The organism is Chitinophaga oryziterrae, assembly GCF_009758125.1.
Classification (GTDB): Bacteria; Bacteroidota; Bacteroidia; order Chitinophagales; family Chitinophagaceae; genus Chitinophaga; species Chitinophaga oryziterrae.
Map to the genome: position 1 here is coordinate 245,334 of NZ_WRXO01000007.1, position 20,940 is coordinate 266,273.

Consider the following 20,940-nt stretch of genomic DNA (forward strand, 5'->3'; position numbering starts at 1 on the left):
GCAAAGGTCGGCAGTCGTGAAGAGACCGATTTAGTCAGATCAACTTTTGATTTAGCCAAAAGTGAGGGTTAAAATGCTTATGACTTCGTTACAAAAACTTTATATTTGATCATGCACCCCGCGTTAAAAAAATATCTGGCAGGAAAAATAGCGTTGTCTCCGGCCCAGGAAGAGCTTATCGATAAATGTTTCGTAGAAAAGTCTACGGAAAGAAACGAAATATTGGTTCCGGCAGGATCAATTGCCAGGCACCTGTACTTTGTGATTAAAGGTTGCCTGCGGATTTTTCTAACGAATGAGGAAGGGATAGAGTCAACCCGTTTCCTGGTATTTGAAGGAAAAATGGGTACCGCATTCCCGAGTTTTATTCTAAAGGAACCCTCAGTAGCAGCTATACAAAGCCCGGAACCTTCGGAATTGCTGATGCTTAGTTTTGAAGATCGTGAATCACTTTGTAAAAACATTCCCGGATGGGAGACCCTGAACCGCATCGAGCTGGAACAGGAGTATATTAAAGCGATACGACGCATAGAAAATTTAATAACTGCAGATTCCAGAGAACGCTATCATTTATTGATGAAAGATAACCCGGAAATGATCAGGCGCCTTCCTGCCAGGATAATAGCCGACTACCTGGGTATATCTCCCGAAACATTGAGCCGTTTGAAATCAAAAAGATGATTCCTCATATATGTGATAAATATCAGAAAGGCTGATAATAAAAGACTAAAGGCACCCACCCAATCACCGGATCTTGTATAGAACGTATCAAATCGTTGTGTGGGAACGTATCCAATTAAAGTGGCCTGTTGCAGATTTGAACTGCTGGCTTCATCAGTAACTCTTCCATAACAGTCGCTGATTGTCAATTTTCCTACTCTTGCAGCTCTAACTTCCGAAAATCCGTTTTCAACTCCCCTTAATATCGCCATACGGGAATGGAGCCAGTCATCTACCACAAAATCCCATGCTGGTACAAATAAGATGCTGGGGTTGTTTTTACCATATTGGCGGATATAATCCTGAAAATCTAAATCTTTACAAATCGCAATACCTGATTGCAGGTTATTGAGCTTAAATAAGCCAATATTATTCCCCGGAATGAATTGACTTTCAAGTCCTGTTACCAAATGAATCTTGTTGTAGTCAGTAACAATATTCCCCCTGTTATTTATTACAATTGCTGAATTGTATTCTTTTTCTCCTCTAAGATTTGTGTAACCCGATATAATGTAAACGTTGTTTTTGACCGCGGCATTGATCAATAATTTTATCATCTCATTTTCTGATAATTTATCGATACTTAATGCGCGTTCCGGTAAGAGTATTGCACTTACTCCCTGGCCCGCGAGAGAGTCAATCTGTTTTAAATAAAAAACCGCCGCAGCGTTATCTTTAATGCTATCAGGTTTGTCAGAATTGTTGTGCTTTTTCTCATCCATCACCACCAGGCCAATCTTAATTTTATCATTGGGCGAGGTATTATTCAGACGTAAGAATCCAAATAGTAATACGCCGGAAATAATAGCACTAGTGCATATTGACAAATAAGTAAGCTCCTTCTTTTCTTCCCTGAAAAAAAATGCAAATGCAATAGCGGAAGGTATTAATGTAACTATAAAAGTGATACCGAGAATACCTGCTACAGACGCAATTTGTACTAAGGGCAGGCAGTTCATTTGTGAATAGGCAATGCTTGCCGCTGTCCCATCAGGCGCGAACTTTATGAGTAAGTATTCAAACGCTGAAAAAAATATCGGGAAGGCGAAAACGGAATACCAGGCGTTTAATTTTAATGCAGTTGACCTTGTGAGGATTATGATACCTGCAAAAATTAATGATGGTGCTAATGTGAAAAATATCGCTGGTAGCATTGTAGTTACCTTCACCAAATACCAAAACCAACTTAATCTTCCAATCAGATATGCTATAAATGAAGCCAGAAAGGTGACCTTTTTTGAATTTGCAATAGCGAGACAAATAATTGGAACCGGGGCAAGCCATACCAGATACCAAAAATCTCCATTTAATCCATTTCCAAAATAATAACAGAGTCCTGATAACAGAACACTCAAGGCGATTGTGTATTTAGATGTAAATATTGCAGTGCCCATTATCATAGTTTTATCTGTTACAAAGATAAACCACAAGGAGGGCTGTCAGGCTTGACAAATGTCAATAAATTAGGATTGGAAGCCTGTTCTCTATCAGGTAGGGAATGCTTGTAATTTCAAAAAGCCCCTTCGGGTTGAAGCAGGCAAATTGAAATGCGGGATACATGCAATATTATACGCCAAAAGGGTAGGTTTCTGGTATCTGCTGGCCATGGGGCTGTATATGCAGCGGGTGCAGCCCTTTTGTTTCGTCCAGGTAAATAAAGGCATCATATCGCAATGGCAAAATAGAAGGGACATAATTACCATATTGTTCATACTCGGGGTTATATACCACTCCTACTGCGCGGTGTCCGACATGTGTTTCCATTAGCGCATCATTTCCTGCAAAATCATCCATTATTAACAGTTTGTTTTCCGGACCTGCCGTGTGAAGCAGATATTCCCAGCTTGCTTTACGGGCTTCGGGTAACTGCATAAGTTGCATGGGCGCACCCCATTTTCTTCCGGCCATCACAGTTCCTTTATACGATCCAAAACCTACAAGTACAACCTTATCATCATGATGTTGTGTTCTTGCCAGCTCACCGATATTATACATGCCTTCACCAGCCATATCTGTTGCCCTTGCATCACCGATATGTGTGTTATGCTCCCACACAATCACTTTGGCATTCTCTCCATGAAATTTCAATAGTCTGTCCAGTGTCTCTGCCATGTGGCGGTCCCGTACATTCCAGCTATGTGGTCCGCCTTCAACCATCGCGCGGTAATATTTTTCTGCATTTACCGTCACTAATGCATTTTGTTCAGCGCTTAATACATTTTCATGATCGGTATTATATGTTGGCATCTTTTTTTGTATCACTTTCAGTAATTCTACTACTTCACGCTGGCATAACACCGGCACAAACTGTGACGCTTCCGCATAGGAAATCCCTTCTTGTCCGTAAGGTTCAAAACAATGGAATGCTTTTTCTGCTACTATTAATGCTGCGGGATCGGTTTTTTTCAAATACTGCATAATACTTTCCATGCTTTCCCAAAGGCTGTAAACGTCCAGACCATAAAAGCCGACCTTGCTATTGGCAGGTAAACCGGTATTATGTTTTTGCAACCAGTCGGCTAATGCTACTATTTCCCAATTAGCCCACATCCAGGTGGGCCAGCGGTCAAATGCGTGCAAAACTTTAAAAGCGCTTTTATTCTCAATATCATACCCTTTTACAAAACGGTTTAACCGGTAGCAATCAGGCCAGTCACCTTCAACCGCAATAAAATTGAAGCCTTTTTCCTCCACCAGCTTTTGGGTAATATGGGCTCTCCAGGTATAATATTCATGTGTACCATGGCTTGCTTCACCGAGCATAACAATATTTGCATCCCCTATACGTTCAAACAATGGCTGCAGGTCTGCTTTGCTCTTTAATGGATAAGCCCATTGCTTAATGGCGCTTATTATTTCTGGTTCATTAATGATTGCCTGTTTGGTAAAATGACTTGGCATAATCCTTAAATTTTAACCTGTTATTAATAAGACCCCCCATAGTAATTGGTTAGCCAAAGGAAAAGAATTTTATATTTTGGGGCAATGAGAATGATCAATGGTTGCATTGATGGTTATCATTGCCCTGGTGCAAGCACACTAATACATTTGTTTAAAATGCAACAGCTATGTTTCGTGACAGATTGGAAGCTGGTTTAATGCTGGCAGTAAAATTGGAAAAATATAAAAAGGACTCCGGTATAGTGCTGGCGATACCCCGGGGTGGAGTTCCTGTTGCTTATATTGTCGCTAAAGAACTGGGGGTTCCCCTTGAAGTGATTCTGACAAAAAAAATCGGCCACCCTTTAAACAAAGAATACGCCATAGGTGCGGCAAGCCTCAATGATTATTTTATTACACACGGTAACGGAGTACCTGAAACTTATATTCAGCAGGAGTTAGAGAAAATAAGGACAAGGTTGAAAGAGATGTATAAAAAATTCATGGGCGATAAAAGCCCCGAGAAGCTGGAAGGAAAAACAGTGATTGTAATTGATGATGGAATGGCAACTGGTAACACTATGCTGGCTACGGTAAATATCCTACGGAAAAGCAGGCCGGGTAAAATTGTGATTGCCGTACCCGTAGCATCAAAAAATGCAGTAAATAAATTAGCCAACAAGGTAGACGAAGTAATCGCAATATTGGTGCCAGAGGAGTTTTATGGTGTTGGCGCCTTTTACGAAGATTTTGCACAGGTAACTGATAAAGAAGTGATGTATTACCTGGAAAGGTGGAAAGGATTGAAAATGACAGGATGAATTTCATCACTAAAGAAGAACACCCGCAATCATTCAACTAAAATCATAGGGCTATAACAGCCCTGAAGGCGTTGTTTGCAATATGAAGATCCCATTCCCGCACCCCTGATGGTATTAATATCTCCCCTGTAAACCGGGCCATACAGTATGGAATGTATACTACGGTTTATCTAAAAGCTGCTATCACCTCAAATATAATTGCTATATAAGCCCACCCTAAATAAGGTGGGCTTATAGGGGGCTATGAGTGGGCTTATATAGGGCTTATATAGGGCTTATACTACCTGATGAGTAGCTTAAAAATGACATGATTAGGTAGCCATTTGCATCTGAACGTGTTCAGAAGCGGACAGCTTTGTGTCGAAAATGAACAAGCCGGGCTTTCATGAAATAAACTATTATATTGTAAATCAATAACATAGTTGTTCGGCACTGTCTTGGCGCACAGTTCCCGCAAATCCTGTCCGTTTCCATTTCAACGAATTAATGAGATATTATGATCAGAAATTTCTTCAAAGTCGCTTACCGGAATCTTCTGCGTAGTAAAGGTTTTTCTACAATTAATATTATAGGTCTTGCAGTAGGCATGGCTGCCGCAATACTTATCTTACTGTGGATACAAGACGAAAAGAGCTACGACGAGTTTCATGAGAATAAAGGCAGGATATACGAGGTATGGAATCGTGTTCCGTTTGAAGGCAAGGTCGACTGCTGGAATACCGTGTCCGGATTAACGGCCCGTGCCATGGAAAAGGATTTGCCTGAGGTAGAGCGTGCTGTACGTGTAAATTCGAATGATAATTTTCTTTTTTCAGTTGGTGAGAAAAAAATGATGAAGTCGGGAGTTACGGTTGATACCGGTTTTCTCCAGATGTTCAGCTTCCCGATGCTGAAAGGTAATCCTCTTACAGCACTGAATGATATGCATTCGGTAGTGCTTACCGAAAAGACAGCTAAAAGTTTATTCGGCAATGAAGAGGCAATGGGGAAAATTATTAAGATTGAGAATAGGGATAATTTCACTGTTACCGGTATTCTAAAAGATTTGCCTGACAATACAAGGTTCGATTTTGAATACTTACTGCCCTGGTCATCTTTAAAATACAGGGAAGGGGGGGATCTTGGCTGGAACGATAACAGCACCCCCACTTATGTGATGCTGAAGCCAAATGTAAATTATGCTGCTGTTGCTCCTAAAATAAAAGAATTGAAACAGCATTACAATGACGAAGCAAAAACGATGAAATGGGAGCTGTTTATTTATCCCCTTAGCCGCTGGCGCTTATATTCAAGTTTCACTAATGGTGTGGAAGACAATGGGGGACGTAGCACATTCATTAAAATATTTAGCATCATCGCGGGGTTAATATTATTGATTGCATGTATCAATTTTATGAACCTGAGTACCGCACGTAGTGAAAAGCGGGCAAAGGAAGTAGGGATACGAAAAGTTGTGGGTGCCCAGAAAAGCTCTCTTATCAGCCAGTTTATCGGGGAATCTGTTTTTATCGCTTTTCTGGCGGGTATCGTAGCTGTCATTATTGTTCTGATAAGCCTACCCGCTTACAACCAGCTTACGAACAAAAAACTATTTGTAAACTTTGGCAATATCTATACATGGATTACATTTATCGGGTTTATCCTGTTCACCGGTTTACTGGCCGGCAGTTACCCCGCATTCTTTCTTTCAGCGTTCCAGCCCGTTAAGGTATTAAAAGGTACATTTAAAAAAGCAAATGCATTAGTAACGCCAAGAAAAGCGCTGGTTGTATTGCAGTTCACATGTGCGACCATTCTTATCATCTGTACTATTGTCGTAAAACAACAGATAGATTACGGCCGTGACCGCGAAACAGGGTATAACAGGGATAATCTTATTTACCATTTCATGACGGGCGATATACCTGAGAACTACACATTGATAAAAAATGAACTGATCGAATCAGGTATTGCGGAATCCGTTACAAAAACAAACTCCCCGCTTACTGAAAGGTGGAGTAATGGATGGGGACAGAGTTGGGCAGGAAAGAACCCGGATGATAAAACATCGTTCGACCGGTATTTATCTGATGAAGGATTGGGTGTTACTGCGGGACTACAGTTTGTACAAGGCCGTGATTTCGATTTGAAGAAATTCCCTACCGATTCAACAGGGCTGATTATAAATGAATCATCGCTGAAAGTAATGAAGTTCAAAGACCCGCTTGGTAAAGTTGTAAGCGACCTTGGTATTGACTGGCATATTGTAGGGGTTATTAAAGATTTTATTCTTACCAGCCCTTATGAGCCAACAAGACCGATATTAATATGCGGTGCGAAGAGCAGCTTCATGACTTTCAAAGTGATGCAGATAAAACTAAACAGGAATAACTCTACTGCAAAAGCTCTGAAAAAGGTGGAAACGATTTTCAAAAAATACAACCCGGAATATCCATTTGAATATAAATTCGTAGACGAGGCCTATGCGCGGAAATTCGACAATGAACAACGCCAGGGAACTTTAGCCGCGTTATTCGCAGGACTTACCATTTTCATTTCATGCCTTGGTTTATTTGGTCTTGCTACATATATGGCAGAAAACAGGATAAAGGAAATTGGCGTGCGAAAAGTGTTGGGCGCATCTGTAACCAGCATTACTGCTTTACTATCTAAAGATTTTGTGAAGCTGGTCATTGTTTCATTTTTAATAGCAGCGCCATTATCATATTGGAGTATGTATAAATGGTTGCAGGATTATGAGTATCGTGTTAGTATTCACTGGTGGGTATTTGCTGTTGCGTGTTTCTTATCAGTAGCAATTGCAATATTAACTGTAAGCTATCAGGCTATCAAAGCGGCGTTCATGAACCCGGTGAAAAGCCTCAGAAAAGAATAAAAGGACTTTCCTGAAATTCCTCAGATGCTGTTGTCTTCGCCTGGCAGGCTACCGCCCGGCCTGCCAGGCGAAGACAACAGCATTAACACCCAGAGAAGGCGACGGCATACTTTACGTTCTTCAAACTTTCTTTATTAAAATAAATTTTGTACTTTTTCTGAAGTCGTTGTGAAAAAAAAATCGGGACAGTATAAAATACAGTGAATAATGATAAAGTATCTGAGGCCAGCCATCTGCTGGGTATGGTGTGCTTTCTTTACACTAACCAATTCTTTTGCCGCACTTCCTCCGTCGCTTACCTACCTGGGCATTGAACAGGGGCTTTCTAATAATGCTGTTACCAGTATTTACCAGGACCATAATGGGTTTATGTGGTTTGGTACCTACGATGGATTAAACAGGTACGACGGATATACCTTCACTATTTACAGGAATGAATTCAATGATACAAATTCCGTAGCCAACAACAGGATAGCATGCATCACTGAAGACCGGCATAACCGCCTGTGGATAGGTACCCGTGGTGGCGTCAGTATTTACAGCGATGCTACCGGCCGTTTCTCCGGCCTCAACTATCTCCCTTATAAAGGCTCCAGGGAAAAAAAGATCGAGGCCTGGGTAAATGCTGTCAAACCCGGACTAAAAGAAACCGTTTTCATCGGCACCAACGGAGAAGGGTTGCTTATTTACAATGGTGGAGGCGCTGCCAGACAGGTACCGCTCTGGAACGGAAAAGCTGTTACTACGCAATATGAAGTCATGTCGGTGGTAATGGATGCAACCCAGCGGACCTGGCTGTTTGTGCGTAATGTAGGGCTTTGTCTTTATGATGATAGCCATGGCAGGGTGAGAGTGATCAATGACAGTATCAGGAACGGTATTGTCCTCGAGACGGATAATAACGGACAATTATGGCTGGGTACAGATGAAGGATTGTATAAATACCAGATCGCTTCCAATGTATTTACAGGAGTGCTGACAACACATTCCAAAAGGGTAGTGGACCTTTTTACCGATAAACATAATACGCTGTGGATAGCTTCCGATGGGGAAGGTGTTTTTATGATGCCGCTTGCTACCGGCAAGATTACGAGCCTGACATCGCCGCAAAACAAGGAACTGCTTACCAGTACGGCAGTGTTCTCTATATTTGAAGATCATGAAGGCCGCAAATGGATCGGTACCCTGCGCGGTGGTATCAATATCCTTGATCCTAAAAGGACCGGGTTTGCCAGTGTCACACATGACCCCCTGAACCCCAATAGCCTGATCAATGATTTTACCCTGTCACTTTGCGAAGATGCGGAGCATAATATATGGATTGGTACTGATGGGGGCGGACTTAGTATCTGGAACCGGAAACTCAACCAGTTCACCAACTTTAAACACCTGGCTGGCAACAACCCTTCGCTGTGCAGCGATTTTGTGACCAATATTATCAGTGATTTCCAGCAAAATATATGGATCTCCACCTGGGGAACGGGCATCTATCGCTATAACAAAACGACCCGCTCTTTTGAACACTTTCCCTGTTTTGATCAGCAGAGCGGGAGAGAGGATAAAAATACCTGGGCCTTATATGAAGATGCAGAAAAAAACCTGTGGGCAGGCGTTTGCACCAATGGACCACTATACCGGTTCAACCGGAAGACCAACCGTTTTGAGGTGTTCGACCGCAACCTCACTAACATTCTTACAATGGCGGAAGACCGTAACGGTAATTGCTGGGCTGGGACCTACACATCCCTGATAAAGATTGACAGGATTACCCGGCGGCACCAGGTATTTAATATTGGTTATCCCGTCCGGGCCTTTCACGAGGACAGTGTCGGTAATTGCTGGATAGGCACCGAAGGTGGCGGACTGCTACTGTTTAACCCGCAAAACGGCAACTATACACGATTCAACAAGACTAATGGCCTTTCCAATAACTCCATCCTGAAAATACTGGAAGATAAAAGCGGTAATTTATGGATCAGCACATTTTATGGTATCTCAAAATTCAATCCGAAGCAAAAGACCTTCAAGAACTTTTCGCAGTCGGATGGACTTCTATCCAATCAGTTCAACTATAATGCTGCCCTGGCCCTGCCATCCGGTGAGTTTATCTTTGGCGGGATTAAAGGGCTGAACATTTTCTACCCCGATAGTCTACAGTATTCTTCAAATATGCCCAAAGTACTGCTGACGGGCCTTAAGATCGACAATGTTCCGGTAGAGCGTGCAAAGGAATATGTTGCGGAAAGCGCACAGGACCATATTATGGCACTGAAGATCCCTTATAACAAGGCCGTGATCGCTTTTGACTTCGTAGCCCTGGAATACTCGGCCCCGGACAAGATAGATTACGCTTATTATATGGAGGGATGGGATAAAGGGTGGAATTATGTAGGAAAGTCAAGAACAGCCAACTACACCCGGTTGCATGAAGGGAGCTATACCTTCCGGTTAAAGTCTACCAATGCGGAAGGCGCCTGGAATAAGCGGGAATACACCCTGCAAATAACCGTGTTGCCACCCTGGTACAGGAGCTGGTGGGCCTACCTGCTGTATATGACTGTTATTGCCGGCCTGGCGTACACATACCTCCGGTATAAAGCGCAAAAAACAAAGCTGGCATTTGACATCCGGCTGGCCCGGCTGGAAACTGAGAAAGAAAAAGAGCTGAATGAAAAGAAACTGGCCTTTTTTACCAATATATCGCACGAGTTCAGAACACCTCTTACACTGATCATCAATCCTGTTAAGGAGATGCTTAACAGCAGTGAAAGAACCACCGGCAACGGCCTGGAGGTAGTGTACAGGAACGCCCGCCGCCTGTTAAGCCTTGTAGACCAGTTGCTACTGTTCCGCAAAGCCGACAGCGAGACCGACAAACTGAAAATAACCCGGCTCGATCTCCACAATCTTTGCAATGAGGTGTACCTGTGCTTTAGCCAGCAGGCCAGAACAAAACGCATTAACTATACGTTCAATTCCCCCGGGCAGCAACTGGAGGTATATGCAGACAGGGAAAAGATAGAGATCGTGCTGTTTAACCTGCTTTCCAACGCATTGAAATTTACGCCGGAAAACGGAACGGTCAGCTTTGACATAAGCGAAGACGATACTGACATCATCATCACTATCATGGATACCGGCTGCGGCATTAACGAAGACGCCAGCCAGCGGCTGTTTGAAAAATTCTACCAGGTAAAGGAAGATCGTCTGCCCGGAAAAGCCGGTTTTGGTATCGGGCTATACCTGTCAAAACATTTTATTGAGCGTCATAAAGGACATATATCCTTTACCAGTACAACCGGACATGGAACCTCGTTTATGATACGGCTCAAAAAAGGCACTCTCCATTTCGGCGGACAATATATTTTCGAGGAGATGGAGAAAGACCCTGCACTGCTGGAAGAGCTGATGGGCAACATTCCCACTGAAATGCCTCCGGCCCGCCTGGCGGCAGAAATAGAACAAAGCCCTATAGGCGATATTATCTCCGGTAAACGGTCTATACTGGTAGTGGATGACAATGCGGAGATCAGGGATTACCTGCAACTGCTTTTTAGCGAAAAATTCCTTTTCCATGAGACAGATAACGGGGAGGATGGGCTGAAGATGGCCCGGGAATATTGCCCGGATATTATCATCAGCGATGTGTTCATGAAAGAAATGAGCGGGGTGGAGTTATGTAATTTTATTAAAAAAGACCCCTCCCTTAACCATATACCGGTTATACTGCTTACAGCCAGCCCCTCACAGGAGATCAAACTGAAGGGTATTGAGTGCGGGGCAGATGACTATATCGTAAAACCATTTGAAAAAGAGCTGCTGATCGCACGTATTGACAATATCCTCCAGAACAGGAATGTGTTGCAACGCTATTTCTTCGATAAGATCACCCTTAAAAAGAACGATGCCCGGATTTCTACGGAATACAAGAATTTCCTGGAACGATGTATCAGCATAGTGGAGAACAACCTGGATAAAGATACTTTTACCATCAAGGTACTGGCTGCCGAAATAGGTATGAGCCACTCCAATCTTTATAAGAAGGTAAAATTGGTGTCCGGGCATTCGGTAAATGCCTTTATCCGGTTTATCCGCTTGCGCCGGGCGGCGGTATTGCTGTTAAGTACCGGCTGTAATGTGAACGAAGCGGCCTTCGGGGTAGGCATCAGTGACATGAAATACTTCAGGGAGCAGTTCTCTGGACTCTTTGGTATGAACCCTTCTGAATACATAAAAAAATACCGGAACTCCTTTAACAATGATTTTAATGTAGTGAACTGGAAAGAGTAGTCCATTTTACCAGTTTCCCCCCCTTTTTTGATCATTTACCCCCGGTGGTTTCCGGGTTAGTGGGCATATACTTGCACTCAACAATGAATATTTTCCACGGTACAAAAATTTAATTTGTCATGAAAAGCTATCTCTCGTTATGGAAAAAGCTGTTCCTATGCTTTGTCTTCAGTAGTTATGCGTTGGTGCTTTATGCCCAGCAACCCGTCAGCGGCAGGGTAAGCGCCGGGGACACGTCTTTGCCAGGCGTTATTGTGTACATAAAAGGCACCTCCGTAAATACGCAAACGGATAATAATGGACGGTTTTCCATTAACGCTCCAAAAGGAGCCTCCCTTACCTTCAGCCTGATGGGGTATCGCAGCAAAGAAGTATCAGTCAATAACCGCAGTACTATTAATGTAGAACTGGAACCAACGACCCAGGGGCTGGGAGAAGTAGTGGTGGTCGGTTATGGTACACAAAAGAGGAAGGACCTGACAGGTTCCATCTCTTCGTTGAATGCGAGTGCCTATAAAGATCAGCCTGTGTTAAATGCCTCTTCTGCCCTGCAGGGGAGAGTAGCAGGCGTCTCTGTGGCCAATAGTTCCGGCGCACCAGGTGGAGCGGTGAAGATCCGCATCCGGGGGGCCAATTCCATCAACGCCAGTAATGATCCCCTGTATGTAATTGACGGGGTGGCGTTAAGCAGCATCGGTATACAGGATATCAATGTAAATGATATCGCATCTATGGAAGTGCTGAAAGATGCCTCTGCCACTGCAATTTACGGATCACGTGGTGCCAACGGTGTTATTATCATCACCACTAAAAACGGCAAGGCCGGCACCACGCATATCGAGTATAATGGCTTCCTGAGCAGCAACAAGCCGATGAAAAAATATAAGCTGCTGGATGCGGTGGCATATGCGCAACAGGCTAATCATATTGCAGGATCTGCCGTTTTTGCTGATCCGTCAAGCTATGCCGGTAAAGGGACCAACTGGCAGGACCTGATATTTCATACCGGCGTTACACAGAACCATCAGTTGTCCGTTTCGGGCGGGACGGAAAAATCACGATATTATATATCGGGATATTATGTAAACCAGTCGGGCCTGCTGGTGAACACCAACCAGGAAAAATATGCCCTGCGGGCCAACCTGGACAGCAAGTTGAGCAACAAAGTAAGTATAGGTCTGGGCATCTTTGCTACACATACTAACTCACACAATAACGGCGATATTGGTAGCAAGGGCAACCCCGTAACAGCAGCGCTGGCATGGGCACCTACCGAACCGGTATACGATTCCGGGGCCCAATACAACCGGTTCGCTGTTTCCCCTATCTGGTCCAATCCTTACATGACCATTAAGGAGAGGAAGAGCGATAATTCCGCTAATTCCGCAGTAGTCAACGGACGGCTCAAATACGATATCACAGACTGGCTATCGTTCAACGTGAACGTGGGCCTGGATATGAATAACACAAGGAACGCCTACCTGAATAACGACTGGATAAGCCCCGGCAATCCAGGTTCCGGTCAGAGTTATTTGGAAAACTATACCTTACAGAACAGCAATTCACTCACCTTTCACAAGAAGTTCAATGAAAAGCATGATCTGACCGTAATGGGTATTGTAGAAGAAACCTCCAGCAAATACAATACTTTCACGGCGGCTGGTTCCGGGCTTACTTCCACTTCTAACGGGTATTATAACCTGGGGCTGAATACCTCCCAGGGCATTTCATCGGCCTATACCAACTGGGCATTGCTCTCTTATGTAGGCCGCGCTTCGTATACTTTTAACGATAAATACCTTATTACTGCCACCTACAGGGCAGATGGTTCTTCCAAATTCCAGTCCACCGCCAATAAGTGGGGCTATTTTCCTTCCATTGGCGTTGGATGGCGGTTATCTGAAGAACAGTTCATCAAAGACCTGGGTATTTTTTCCAACATGAAGTTGAGAGGTAGCTGGGGCATTACAGGTAACCAGTCGATTAATCCATACAGCAGTCTTGGTCTGCTTAACGGCGTGCAGTATTCTTACGGTACTACTACGCTGTACCAGGGTTACCTGCTGGGTAGTCCCAGCAATCCCGACCTTAAATGGGAAACCACCAAACAGACAGATATAGGGATGGATGTAGGATTACTGGGCGGACGGTTGAACATTACCGCAGATTACTATAACAAACGTACAAAAGACCTGCTGTTGCAGGTGCCGATTGCCAGCTACGACGGTGGTGGCACCATGTATAAGAATGTGGGCGAGATAAATAATAAGGGCTTTGAGATCTTTGTAGATATCGCTGCCATTCAGCAGCACGATTTCTCCTGGACAGCCACCATCAACGCCTCAGCTTACAGGAACAAAGTGGTAAGTCTGGGTAAGGATTCCATCCTGTACCGGCCCATTATAGGCGGAGGACTTATTAACACCAATATACAGGTCGTGAAGACCGGACAGCCACTGGGGGCATTCTATCTTGTTCCCTGGCAGGGCGTTTACAGCAGTGATAACAACGGATTCAAGGCCGGCGATAACCACTATACGGACGTTAGCGGCAATGGCTCTATCGGTTATGAGGACCGTGTGATTGCCGGCAGTGCCCTTCCCAAATTCCAGTGGGGTTTTAATAATAACTTCCGTTACAAGCATCTTGAGCTGAATGTATTTGTGCAGGCATCACATGGTAATAAGATATTTAACGCTACCTATGCCGGAATAGCAGCGCCTACCAGCGATGTGAAATACCCTACGCTGGCGGAGTCTGCTAACTACTTTACATCAAAGAATACCGGTGCTGTGTGGGCTGACCCTGCCAGTAAAACAAACCGCAGCTATGTGGAATCCACCCAGTATTTGCAGGATGGCAGTTATGTGCGACTGAAGAACGTCAGCCTTTCTTACACACTGGAAAAAAGGGCCACCCGTTTTGCAGATATCCGCTTTACCCTGAGCGCACAGAACATTTATACTATTACCAAGTATAAAGGATATGATCCGGAGGCCACCTCTACGTCTGCTACCAGCGATGCTGACGCCGGCATTGACCTGGGAGCTTATCCTTCCCCCCGTACCATCACGTTTGGGGTGAATATTTCTTTATAATGATCACATTAAAAGCTAACAAGATGAAACTGTATATAACCGCTCTTCTATTGCTCATGCTGGTAACTTCCTGCAGCAAGGATTTTCTGAAGGAAGACCCAAAAAGCAGCCTTACACCGGATAATTTTTATAAAACGGCCGATGATCTGAATATGGCTGCCATTGCGCTGTATACACAGGTAAACGGCGCCTTTAATCAGTCTGGCGGCTTTTCTACGCTGTGGGGAGGCGATGATATGACCGTAGCCCGGGCCGGGAACAAGATCTCCTATTCAGACTTTGACACCTATCAGGCCACCTCTTCCAACGACCGTATGACCAACTGGTGGAGCTATTTTTATGCTACCATCAAATCGAGCAATTCGCTACTCAGCAATTATCAGAATGCCACGGCGGCATCAGAGGATGACCGGAACCACGCAGCAGGGCAGGCCTATTTTTTCCGTGCACTGAGTTATTTCTTTCTTACCCGCACCTGGGGGAAAGTGCCGTTGATCACAGATAACAAGGTAGATTATAGCAGGACCAAAGCAGAACCGTCAGAAATTTATACGCTGATAGTAGCAGACCTGCAAAAGGCAGAGACAATGCTGCCTGATGCATGGGATGGCACCAAAAGGCAGAACGGTGTGGATATACCACCTACCCGTGGTTCTGCAAAAGCATTGCTGGCCAATGTATACCTGACCATGGCAGGCTGGCCGCTGAAGCAAACGGACAAATATGCACTGGCTGCCGCCAAGGCCAAAGAAGTGATAGATAACAAGGCTGCCTGGGGTTATGAACTGACCACCAACTTTGCCGATCTGTGGAAGAAGACAGGGAAGTTCAACCACGAAACGGTATTTGGCTGCTATTATAATGTAAATGTATCAGGCTGGGCCTGGGAGAACTACAATATGCTTACGCCCAACGCTTATGCACCGGACGATGAAGGTGGCTGGGGAGATGGCTACGGGGAGATCAATTTTTACAAGAAATTCCCGCCAGGCCCAAGGAAAGAAGCTACTTACCAGTCTGTTTACTATATCAACAATGATCCCGGCAATGCGGTGGACTGGACCAAAACGCAGCATAAACATCCTTATTTCTTCAAGTTCCGTGATGATGATGCCTTTAACCCGGTGAATCATGTTAACAATAACTGGATAGGCAGTCACACTGTATTCGTGATCCGGTATGCAGAGGTATTACTCACGTATGCGGAAGCACAGGCTATGTCTGCATCTCCGGATGCAACCGCTTATACCGCTATTAACCAGGTAAGGAACCGGTCCGGGATTGCCGACCTTGTTGGGGGATTATCACAGACGGCGTTCCGCGACTCCGTGATCGCAGAGCGGGGCTGGGAATTTGCGGGTGTTGAACCAGCAGCCCGCTGGTATGACCTGATACGTACAGAAACAGTGGGCAAAGCCAATTCGGACAGGGATGCATCTGAAGAAACGCTGAAGAGTATTCCCGACGATGCTTCGCATACTTTTTACTGGGCCCCTATACCAATAGGTGATCAACAACTGAACCCAAACCTTTAACCATATGAAAAGAATCAAGGCGATATGCCTGTTGATACTGGTACTATCAGTGTCCATAGGATGTTATGCACAGTACATTCTTCCGGGTGCTATCTGGCCGGATACCAAAGGAAACCCGGTAAATGCACACGGCGGCGGTATATTATACTACAACGGCACTTATTACTGGTATGGTGAAATAAAGCAGGGCGCTACCTGGCGGGTACCCGGTTCTACCTGGGAGAACTACCGGGTAAATGCAGGAGGCATATCCTGCTACTCCTCCAAAGACCTGCTGCACTGGAAACAGGAAGGAGTGGCCTTACAGCCCGTAACAACAGACAGTACATCAGATCTGCACGTGAGCAAAGTGATAGAAAGGCCCAAGGTGATTTATAACAAAAAAACGGGCAAGTTTGTGATGTGGATGCATATAGATTCGCAGGATTACTCCTATGCCAGGTCTGGTGTGGCCGTAAGCGATAAGCCTGAAGGCCCTTTTCAATACATGGGCAGCGTGAGGCCCAATGGCAATATGGCCAGGGACATGACTATCTTCCAGGATGATAACGGTAAGGCATATCATTTCTATTCATCGGAAGAGAACCAAACGATGCACATCTGCGAGCTGACAGATGACTATCTTTCGCATACTGCCAATGATCGCCGTATACTGGTACAGCGGGCGAGAGAAGCACCGGCTGTATGCAAATACAATAACCGCTTTTACCTGTTCACCTCCGGTTGTACCGGGTGGTCGCCCAATGCGGCAACCTATGCTACGGCGGATAGTATTATGGGAAACTGGACGGAACATGATAATCCCTGTCATGGTACAGACGCCGACAGTACCTATCATGCGCAAAGTGCATATGTATTGCCGGTACAGGGCAAAAAGGATATGTTCATCTTTATGGCAGACAGGTGGAACAAAACCAATCTGGAAGCATCGCGCTATATATGGTTGCCTCTGACATTTGGTCCTGAGGGGACTCCGGGCATTCTATGGAAAGATCAGTGGAAGCCGGGAGGTACAGACTGATTAATATACAATACATTTTTGCATAACACATTGCTGATTCACTCAGCAATGTGTTATGTGTTCAGATCACCGGTAAACCCAGGTATTTCGCTAAAACATAGAGGTGGGAATAGTGGTTAACCGCTTTTTCTTCACTATCAAACCATGTTTTCAAAAAAGCTTTTCTGAGCTTTCAGGGCTTCATCCAATGATTTTTGAATATACACGATACTCTTTATCGCCTCAGGGGTAGATGCTCTCTGTCCTATTTCTTCAGGCTTCGTAAAGTCGATCTCTTCAATGCGTTGGTTTATCCACCAAAGGTTGCCAAAGGGGTCCAGAATTCTGCAAACCCTTTCTCCAAAATAAAGCGTGGTAATATCAGTCACAGATGTAGCCCCGAGTTGCAGTGATTTTTGGTAAACCTTTTCAATATCTTCCACATACAAATTCAAAAAAACCGGAGTAGGGGCCCAGCCCTCTCTGGAGTCGAAAAGCATTACCATAGCATTCCCTATTTTTACCACTACATGGATAATTATCCCTTCTTCATTTTTTATTCTGCTATTTGGAATTTCTTCCGCTTCAAATGCTGCTTTCAGAAATTCGATCAGTCTTGCTGATGACGGCGAAATTATCCAGGGCGTTACTGATGTGTAATTATCAGGTACAATTTTGATGTTGTTTTCCATGCTTTTTTTATTGTTGCACGAAACTACTACAGGTGCTATGACAACCCTATGTCAGGGGTATTAAAATTTATTTCTGTAACGCTCTAAATAATCCTGAAGACTCATCTTATGGGGAGTGAATTTTTCGTCCGTTATTTCTATTTTCATTATTCTGTCAAACCGGAAAAGCCTGTAATCCTTTCGCAGACGGCACCAGGCAATCAGATACCAGCTTTTCCCAACGTCGTTTATCAGCGCAAAGGGTTCAATGTACCTTTTTGTAGTTTCATCATTATTGGGTGAGTAATATTCAACGCTTATTACATTGAAATTTGTCAGCGCTATCTGAATGGATGACAAAAAGTTACTGGTGATGTTATCACCTGAGTTTTGCTCAAACGCTACCCGTTCTGAAAGAAGTGCTGCCTTGTCCTTTGCATTGCTTCGCAATACGGATTTTATTTTAGTAATACCGTCAACATAACTTTTTATAAGGGAAGTATCCTTATTTAACAAAACAAGTTTCTCCGCAGTTATAAAAGCATTTGCTTCGTTTTCAGTAAACATGACGGGCGGCAGTCTGAAACCATCCATTAACGAATAACCTTTTCCTTCTTCCGTTATTATGGGTACTCCTGCTTGTTCTAATGTTTTAATGTCACGGTATATCGTTCTTACACTGACCTTAAACTTTTCAGCAACTTCAGTTGATGTCACCAATCGCTTGGATTGTAATTGCGTTAAAATTGCGATTAATCTGGAGAGTCTTGAAATTTCTTTGTCTGACACGATTTCTTATTTGTTTGTTACGGTCTGCTGCGTCTCATTGACAATAGTAGTTAAATGCCTTGAAATTTCACAAGTTAATGTCTTTGATGATTCTAACAGGTTTTTGTAGATTAGAGCATGATACCCTCAAATTACATAAGAAAAGTACTGTTTTTGCTACTATTGGTACATCAGGGATGGGCACAGAATTCATCCTTACAGGCTGAGCAACATGCAGACAGCCTGTCCTTGTACAACCGGCAGCTTTATCCCGGAGAGATGAAGCAGGACCTGCAACTGTTTCTCGATATCCGTAAAAAAGCCAATTCTGGTCTGTATCGCTACCGCACCCAAAAGCAGATCGACAGCATCTATAAATGGGCCTTTGGGCAGGTGCGCCAGCCCATGTCTACACTGGCATTTTACAAGATCATTTTACAGTTGACTGATTTTGAAGGAAGCTGCCATAACTATACAGAACCACATGCCGACCTTGTAAGTTATCTCAACCGGCAGCGTGGCTTCTTTCCTTTTGCCCTTAAATATATTGAGGGCAAGATGATCTTCAATAGCAAAACAGACCAGATCCCTGTAGGATCGCGGGTGCTGAGCATCAATGGTGTTTCTGATAAGGAACTGATGCAATCCTTTTACAAATACCTGACCGCAGATGGCTTTACTCAAACAGAAAAGCAATCGGGCAGCGTGAACAGGAGTTATGGATTGCGTTACCTGTATGAGTACGGCATCAAAGACCGTTTTGAGATCCGGTTTTCAAGCCCGGGCAGTACCCGCGAGCAAACGGTGACAGTGCAAGCTGTATCGCTGGACGAGCAGAAAGCCAACTTATTATTGCGTCATAGTGCGCCGGTAGACAGTGTGATCGATTACCGTGAGCAACCCTCATATAGTTTTAAGATGGTAAATCCTTCCACGGGTTTATTGAACCTGCGGATATTCTCCATGGCCACAGGAACAGACGATCCGGCCTTTCCCGTATATGTAAAGTTTATTGACAGCGTGTTCCAGGTACTTGCCAGTAACAATATACCCAACCTCATACTGGACATCCGCGGTAATCCCGGTGGCAGTGATCCTACTTTTGAACAACCGATGATGTACCTGACAGATTCAAGTTTCAAAGAAAATACACTGGCTTATACGATCTTTGATAATGGCGTTCCATATGAAGAATATTTTTGGGGTATATCTACTGCAGAAAAGATGGACTCTATGGGCAAAGTTTACGGAAAGGGACTACTGAAAGATTATTTCCCGGCATTGCACAATGGCAGGAATATGCAGAACGTCAGGTACAACCCGATGTATCATCCTAAAAGTCCAGGTTTCAAAGGGAAATTGTATTTACTCATTGATGAAGAAGTGGCTTCGGCAGGATCACACCTGGCTTCCCTCGTAAAAGCCTATGCCCGCAATGTTACCACTGTTGGAGTAGAAACCGTTGGGGGATATTATGGCCACAACGGCCATATGGCAGTGGTATACGAACTACCTCATTCGAAAATAAAAACGAAATTCTCTATTGTCTATGTAGTGCAGGATGCACCTGTAAAACCGGACCAGCCGGAAGGCAGGGGTATTATTCCGGATCATACGGTGTGGCCTGCTTTTAATGATTTTATGCAAAACCGGGATACACAGATGGAATATGTGCTGAAGCTGATCGCTGAGAAACATTGAGGTGTAAAAGATCTGATTGAAAGGATATATAAACTGAATTTAAAAATCAATGTTATATCATTTTTATACTATTGTATTGCACAAAACATTTGCCGGTAATGAACGACAAGGTCATTAAGCATAAATCCCCGGTTTAAACCACTTGGATTAGGTAGTACCCAAACCTTTGCCCCACAGAAATCTTTGGATTGATCTCCCCATACAATTTGCTTTTCCCCGGAAAAGGCCATATAGGCCGGTTTGCCGAGGAACGCGATATATTTCGGTTGAAAAAGCGTCATTTTGGTTTTGAAGGCTTCGATGGAATTGTCAAACTCTTCTCTGGAAAGTTCGTCCGCACGGGCTGTTGCTCTCTCCACAGCAGTGGTCAGACCGTAACCGAAATCAAGGATAGTTGCGTCCTTTACAGGTTCGATTTCGTGGGGCGTAAAACCTGCCTGATGCAAAACTTTCCAGAAACGATTGCTTCGTCCGGAAAAGTGATGACCGTCCCCGGCGGATTTTAAGCCGGGATTAATCCCGCAAAAAATAACTTTCAGGTCTTTGGTAATAATATCAGTTAGCATATAAATATTTGATTC

13 protein-coding genes are annotated in these 20,940 nt (G+C 44.1%); 8 read left to right on the forward strand and 5 right to left on the reverse strand.

What is annotated here, in order from left to right:
• Positions 1-111: 111 nt before the first annotated feature.
• Complete coding sequence (locus GO495_RS22560; protein WP_157302002.1) at positions 112-681, forward strand: Crp/Fnr family transcriptional regulator; 570 nt, start codon at positions 112-114, stop codon at positions 679-681.
• Here the strand turns inward: GO495_RS22560 and GO495_RS22565 are convergent.
• On the reverse strand, positions 630-2,114 hold the full coding sequence (locus GO495_RS22565) for an apolipoprotein N-acyltransferase (RefSeq protein ID WP_157302003.1): 1,485 nt from the start codon (positions 2,112-2,114) through the stop codon (positions 630-632). The genes GO495_RS22560 and GO495_RS22565 overlap by 52 nt on opposite strands.
• 172 nt (positions 2,115-2,286) lie before the next feature.
• On the reverse strand, positions 2,287-3,621 hold the full coding sequence (locus GO495_RS22570; RefSeq protein WP_157302004.1) for an erythromycin esterase family protein: 1,335 nt from the start codon (positions 3,619-3,621) through the stop codon (positions 2,287-2,289).
• Positions 3,622-3,788: 167 nt separating this feature from the next.
• Here GO495_RS22570 and GO495_RS22575 point away from each other — a divergent pair, with 167 nt between their 5' ends.
• From GO495_RS22575 to GO495_RS22600, 6 genes are all read left to right on the forward strand, one after another.
• A complete protein-coding gene (locus GO495_RS22575; protein ID WP_157302005.1) occupies positions 3,789-4,421 on the forward strand; it encodes a phosphoribosyltransferase in 633 nt (210 codons plus the stop codon).
• 496 nt (positions 4,422-4,917) lie between these two features.
• A complete protein-coding gene (locus GO495_RS22580) occupies positions 4,918-7,296 on the forward strand; it encodes an ABC transporter permease (RefSeq protein WP_157302006.1) in 2,379 nt (792 codons plus the stop codon).
• A 207-nt stretch (positions 7,297-7,503) separates the two neighbouring features.
• On the forward strand, positions 7,504-11,586 hold the full coding sequence (locus GO495_RS22585) for a hybrid sensor histidine kinase/response regulator transcription factor (RefSeq protein WP_157302007.1): 4,083 nt from the start codon (positions 7,504-7,506) through the stop codon (positions 11,584-11,586).
• A 119-nt stretch (positions 11,587-11,705) separates the two neighbouring features.
• Positions 11,706-14,684 (forward strand): SusC/RagA family TonB-linked outer membrane protein, encoded by a 2,979-nt coding sequence (locus GO495_RS22590; protein WP_157302008.1) that lies wholly within the window; start codon positions 11,706-11,708, stop codon positions 14,682-14,684.
• A gap of 23 nt (positions 14,685-14,707) precedes the next feature.
• Positions 14,708-16,219, forward strand: a complete 1,512-nt coding sequence (locus GO495_RS22595) for a RagB/SusD family nutrient uptake outer membrane protein (RefSeq protein ID WP_170302710.1) — start codon at positions 14,708-14,710, stop codon at positions 16,217-16,219.
• A gap of 4 nt (positions 16,220-16,223) precedes the next feature.
• On the forward strand, positions 16,224-17,240 hold the full coding sequence (locus GO495_RS22600) for a glycoside hydrolase family 43 protein (RefSeq protein WP_157302010.1): 1,017 nt from the start codon (positions 16,224-16,226) through the stop codon (positions 17,238-17,240).
• 137 nt (positions 17,241-17,377) lie between these two features.
• On the opposite strand, the gene GO495_RS22605 is transcribed toward GO495_RS22600, so the two are convergent.
• On the reverse strand, positions 17,378-17,911 hold the full coding sequence (locus tag GO495_RS22605) for a VOC family protein (protein WP_157302011.1): 534 nt from the start codon (positions 17,909-17,911) through the stop codon (positions 17,378-17,380).
• Positions 17,912-17,971: 60 nt separating this feature from the next.
• Positions 17,972-18,679, reverse strand: coding sequence for a WYL domain-containing protein (locus tag GO495_RS22610; RefSeq protein WP_205691309.1), 708 nt, complete (start codon positions 18,677-18,679; stop codon positions 17,972-17,974).
• A 153-nt stretch (positions 18,680-18,832) separates the two neighbouring features.
• Between GO495_RS22610 and GO495_RS22615 the strand changes: the two genes are divergently transcribed.
• Positions 18,833-20,359 (forward strand): S41 family peptidase, encoded by a 1,527-nt coding sequence (locus GO495_RS22615; RefSeq protein WP_157302012.1) that lies wholly within the window; start codon positions 18,833-18,835, stop codon positions 20,357-20,359.
• A gap of 68 nt (positions 20,360-20,427) precedes the next feature.
• Here GO495_RS22615 and mug read toward each other — a convergent pair whose 3' ends face one another.
• The gene (gene mug / locus GO495_RS22620) at positions 20,428-20,925 is read right to left on the reverse strand and encodes a G/U mismatch-specific DNA glycosylase (protein ID WP_157302013.1); all 498 of its coding nucleotides are present in this window, start codon (positions 20,923-20,925) and stop codon (positions 20,428-20,430) included.
• Between the last annotated feature and the right edge of the window lie 15 nt (positions 20,926-20,940).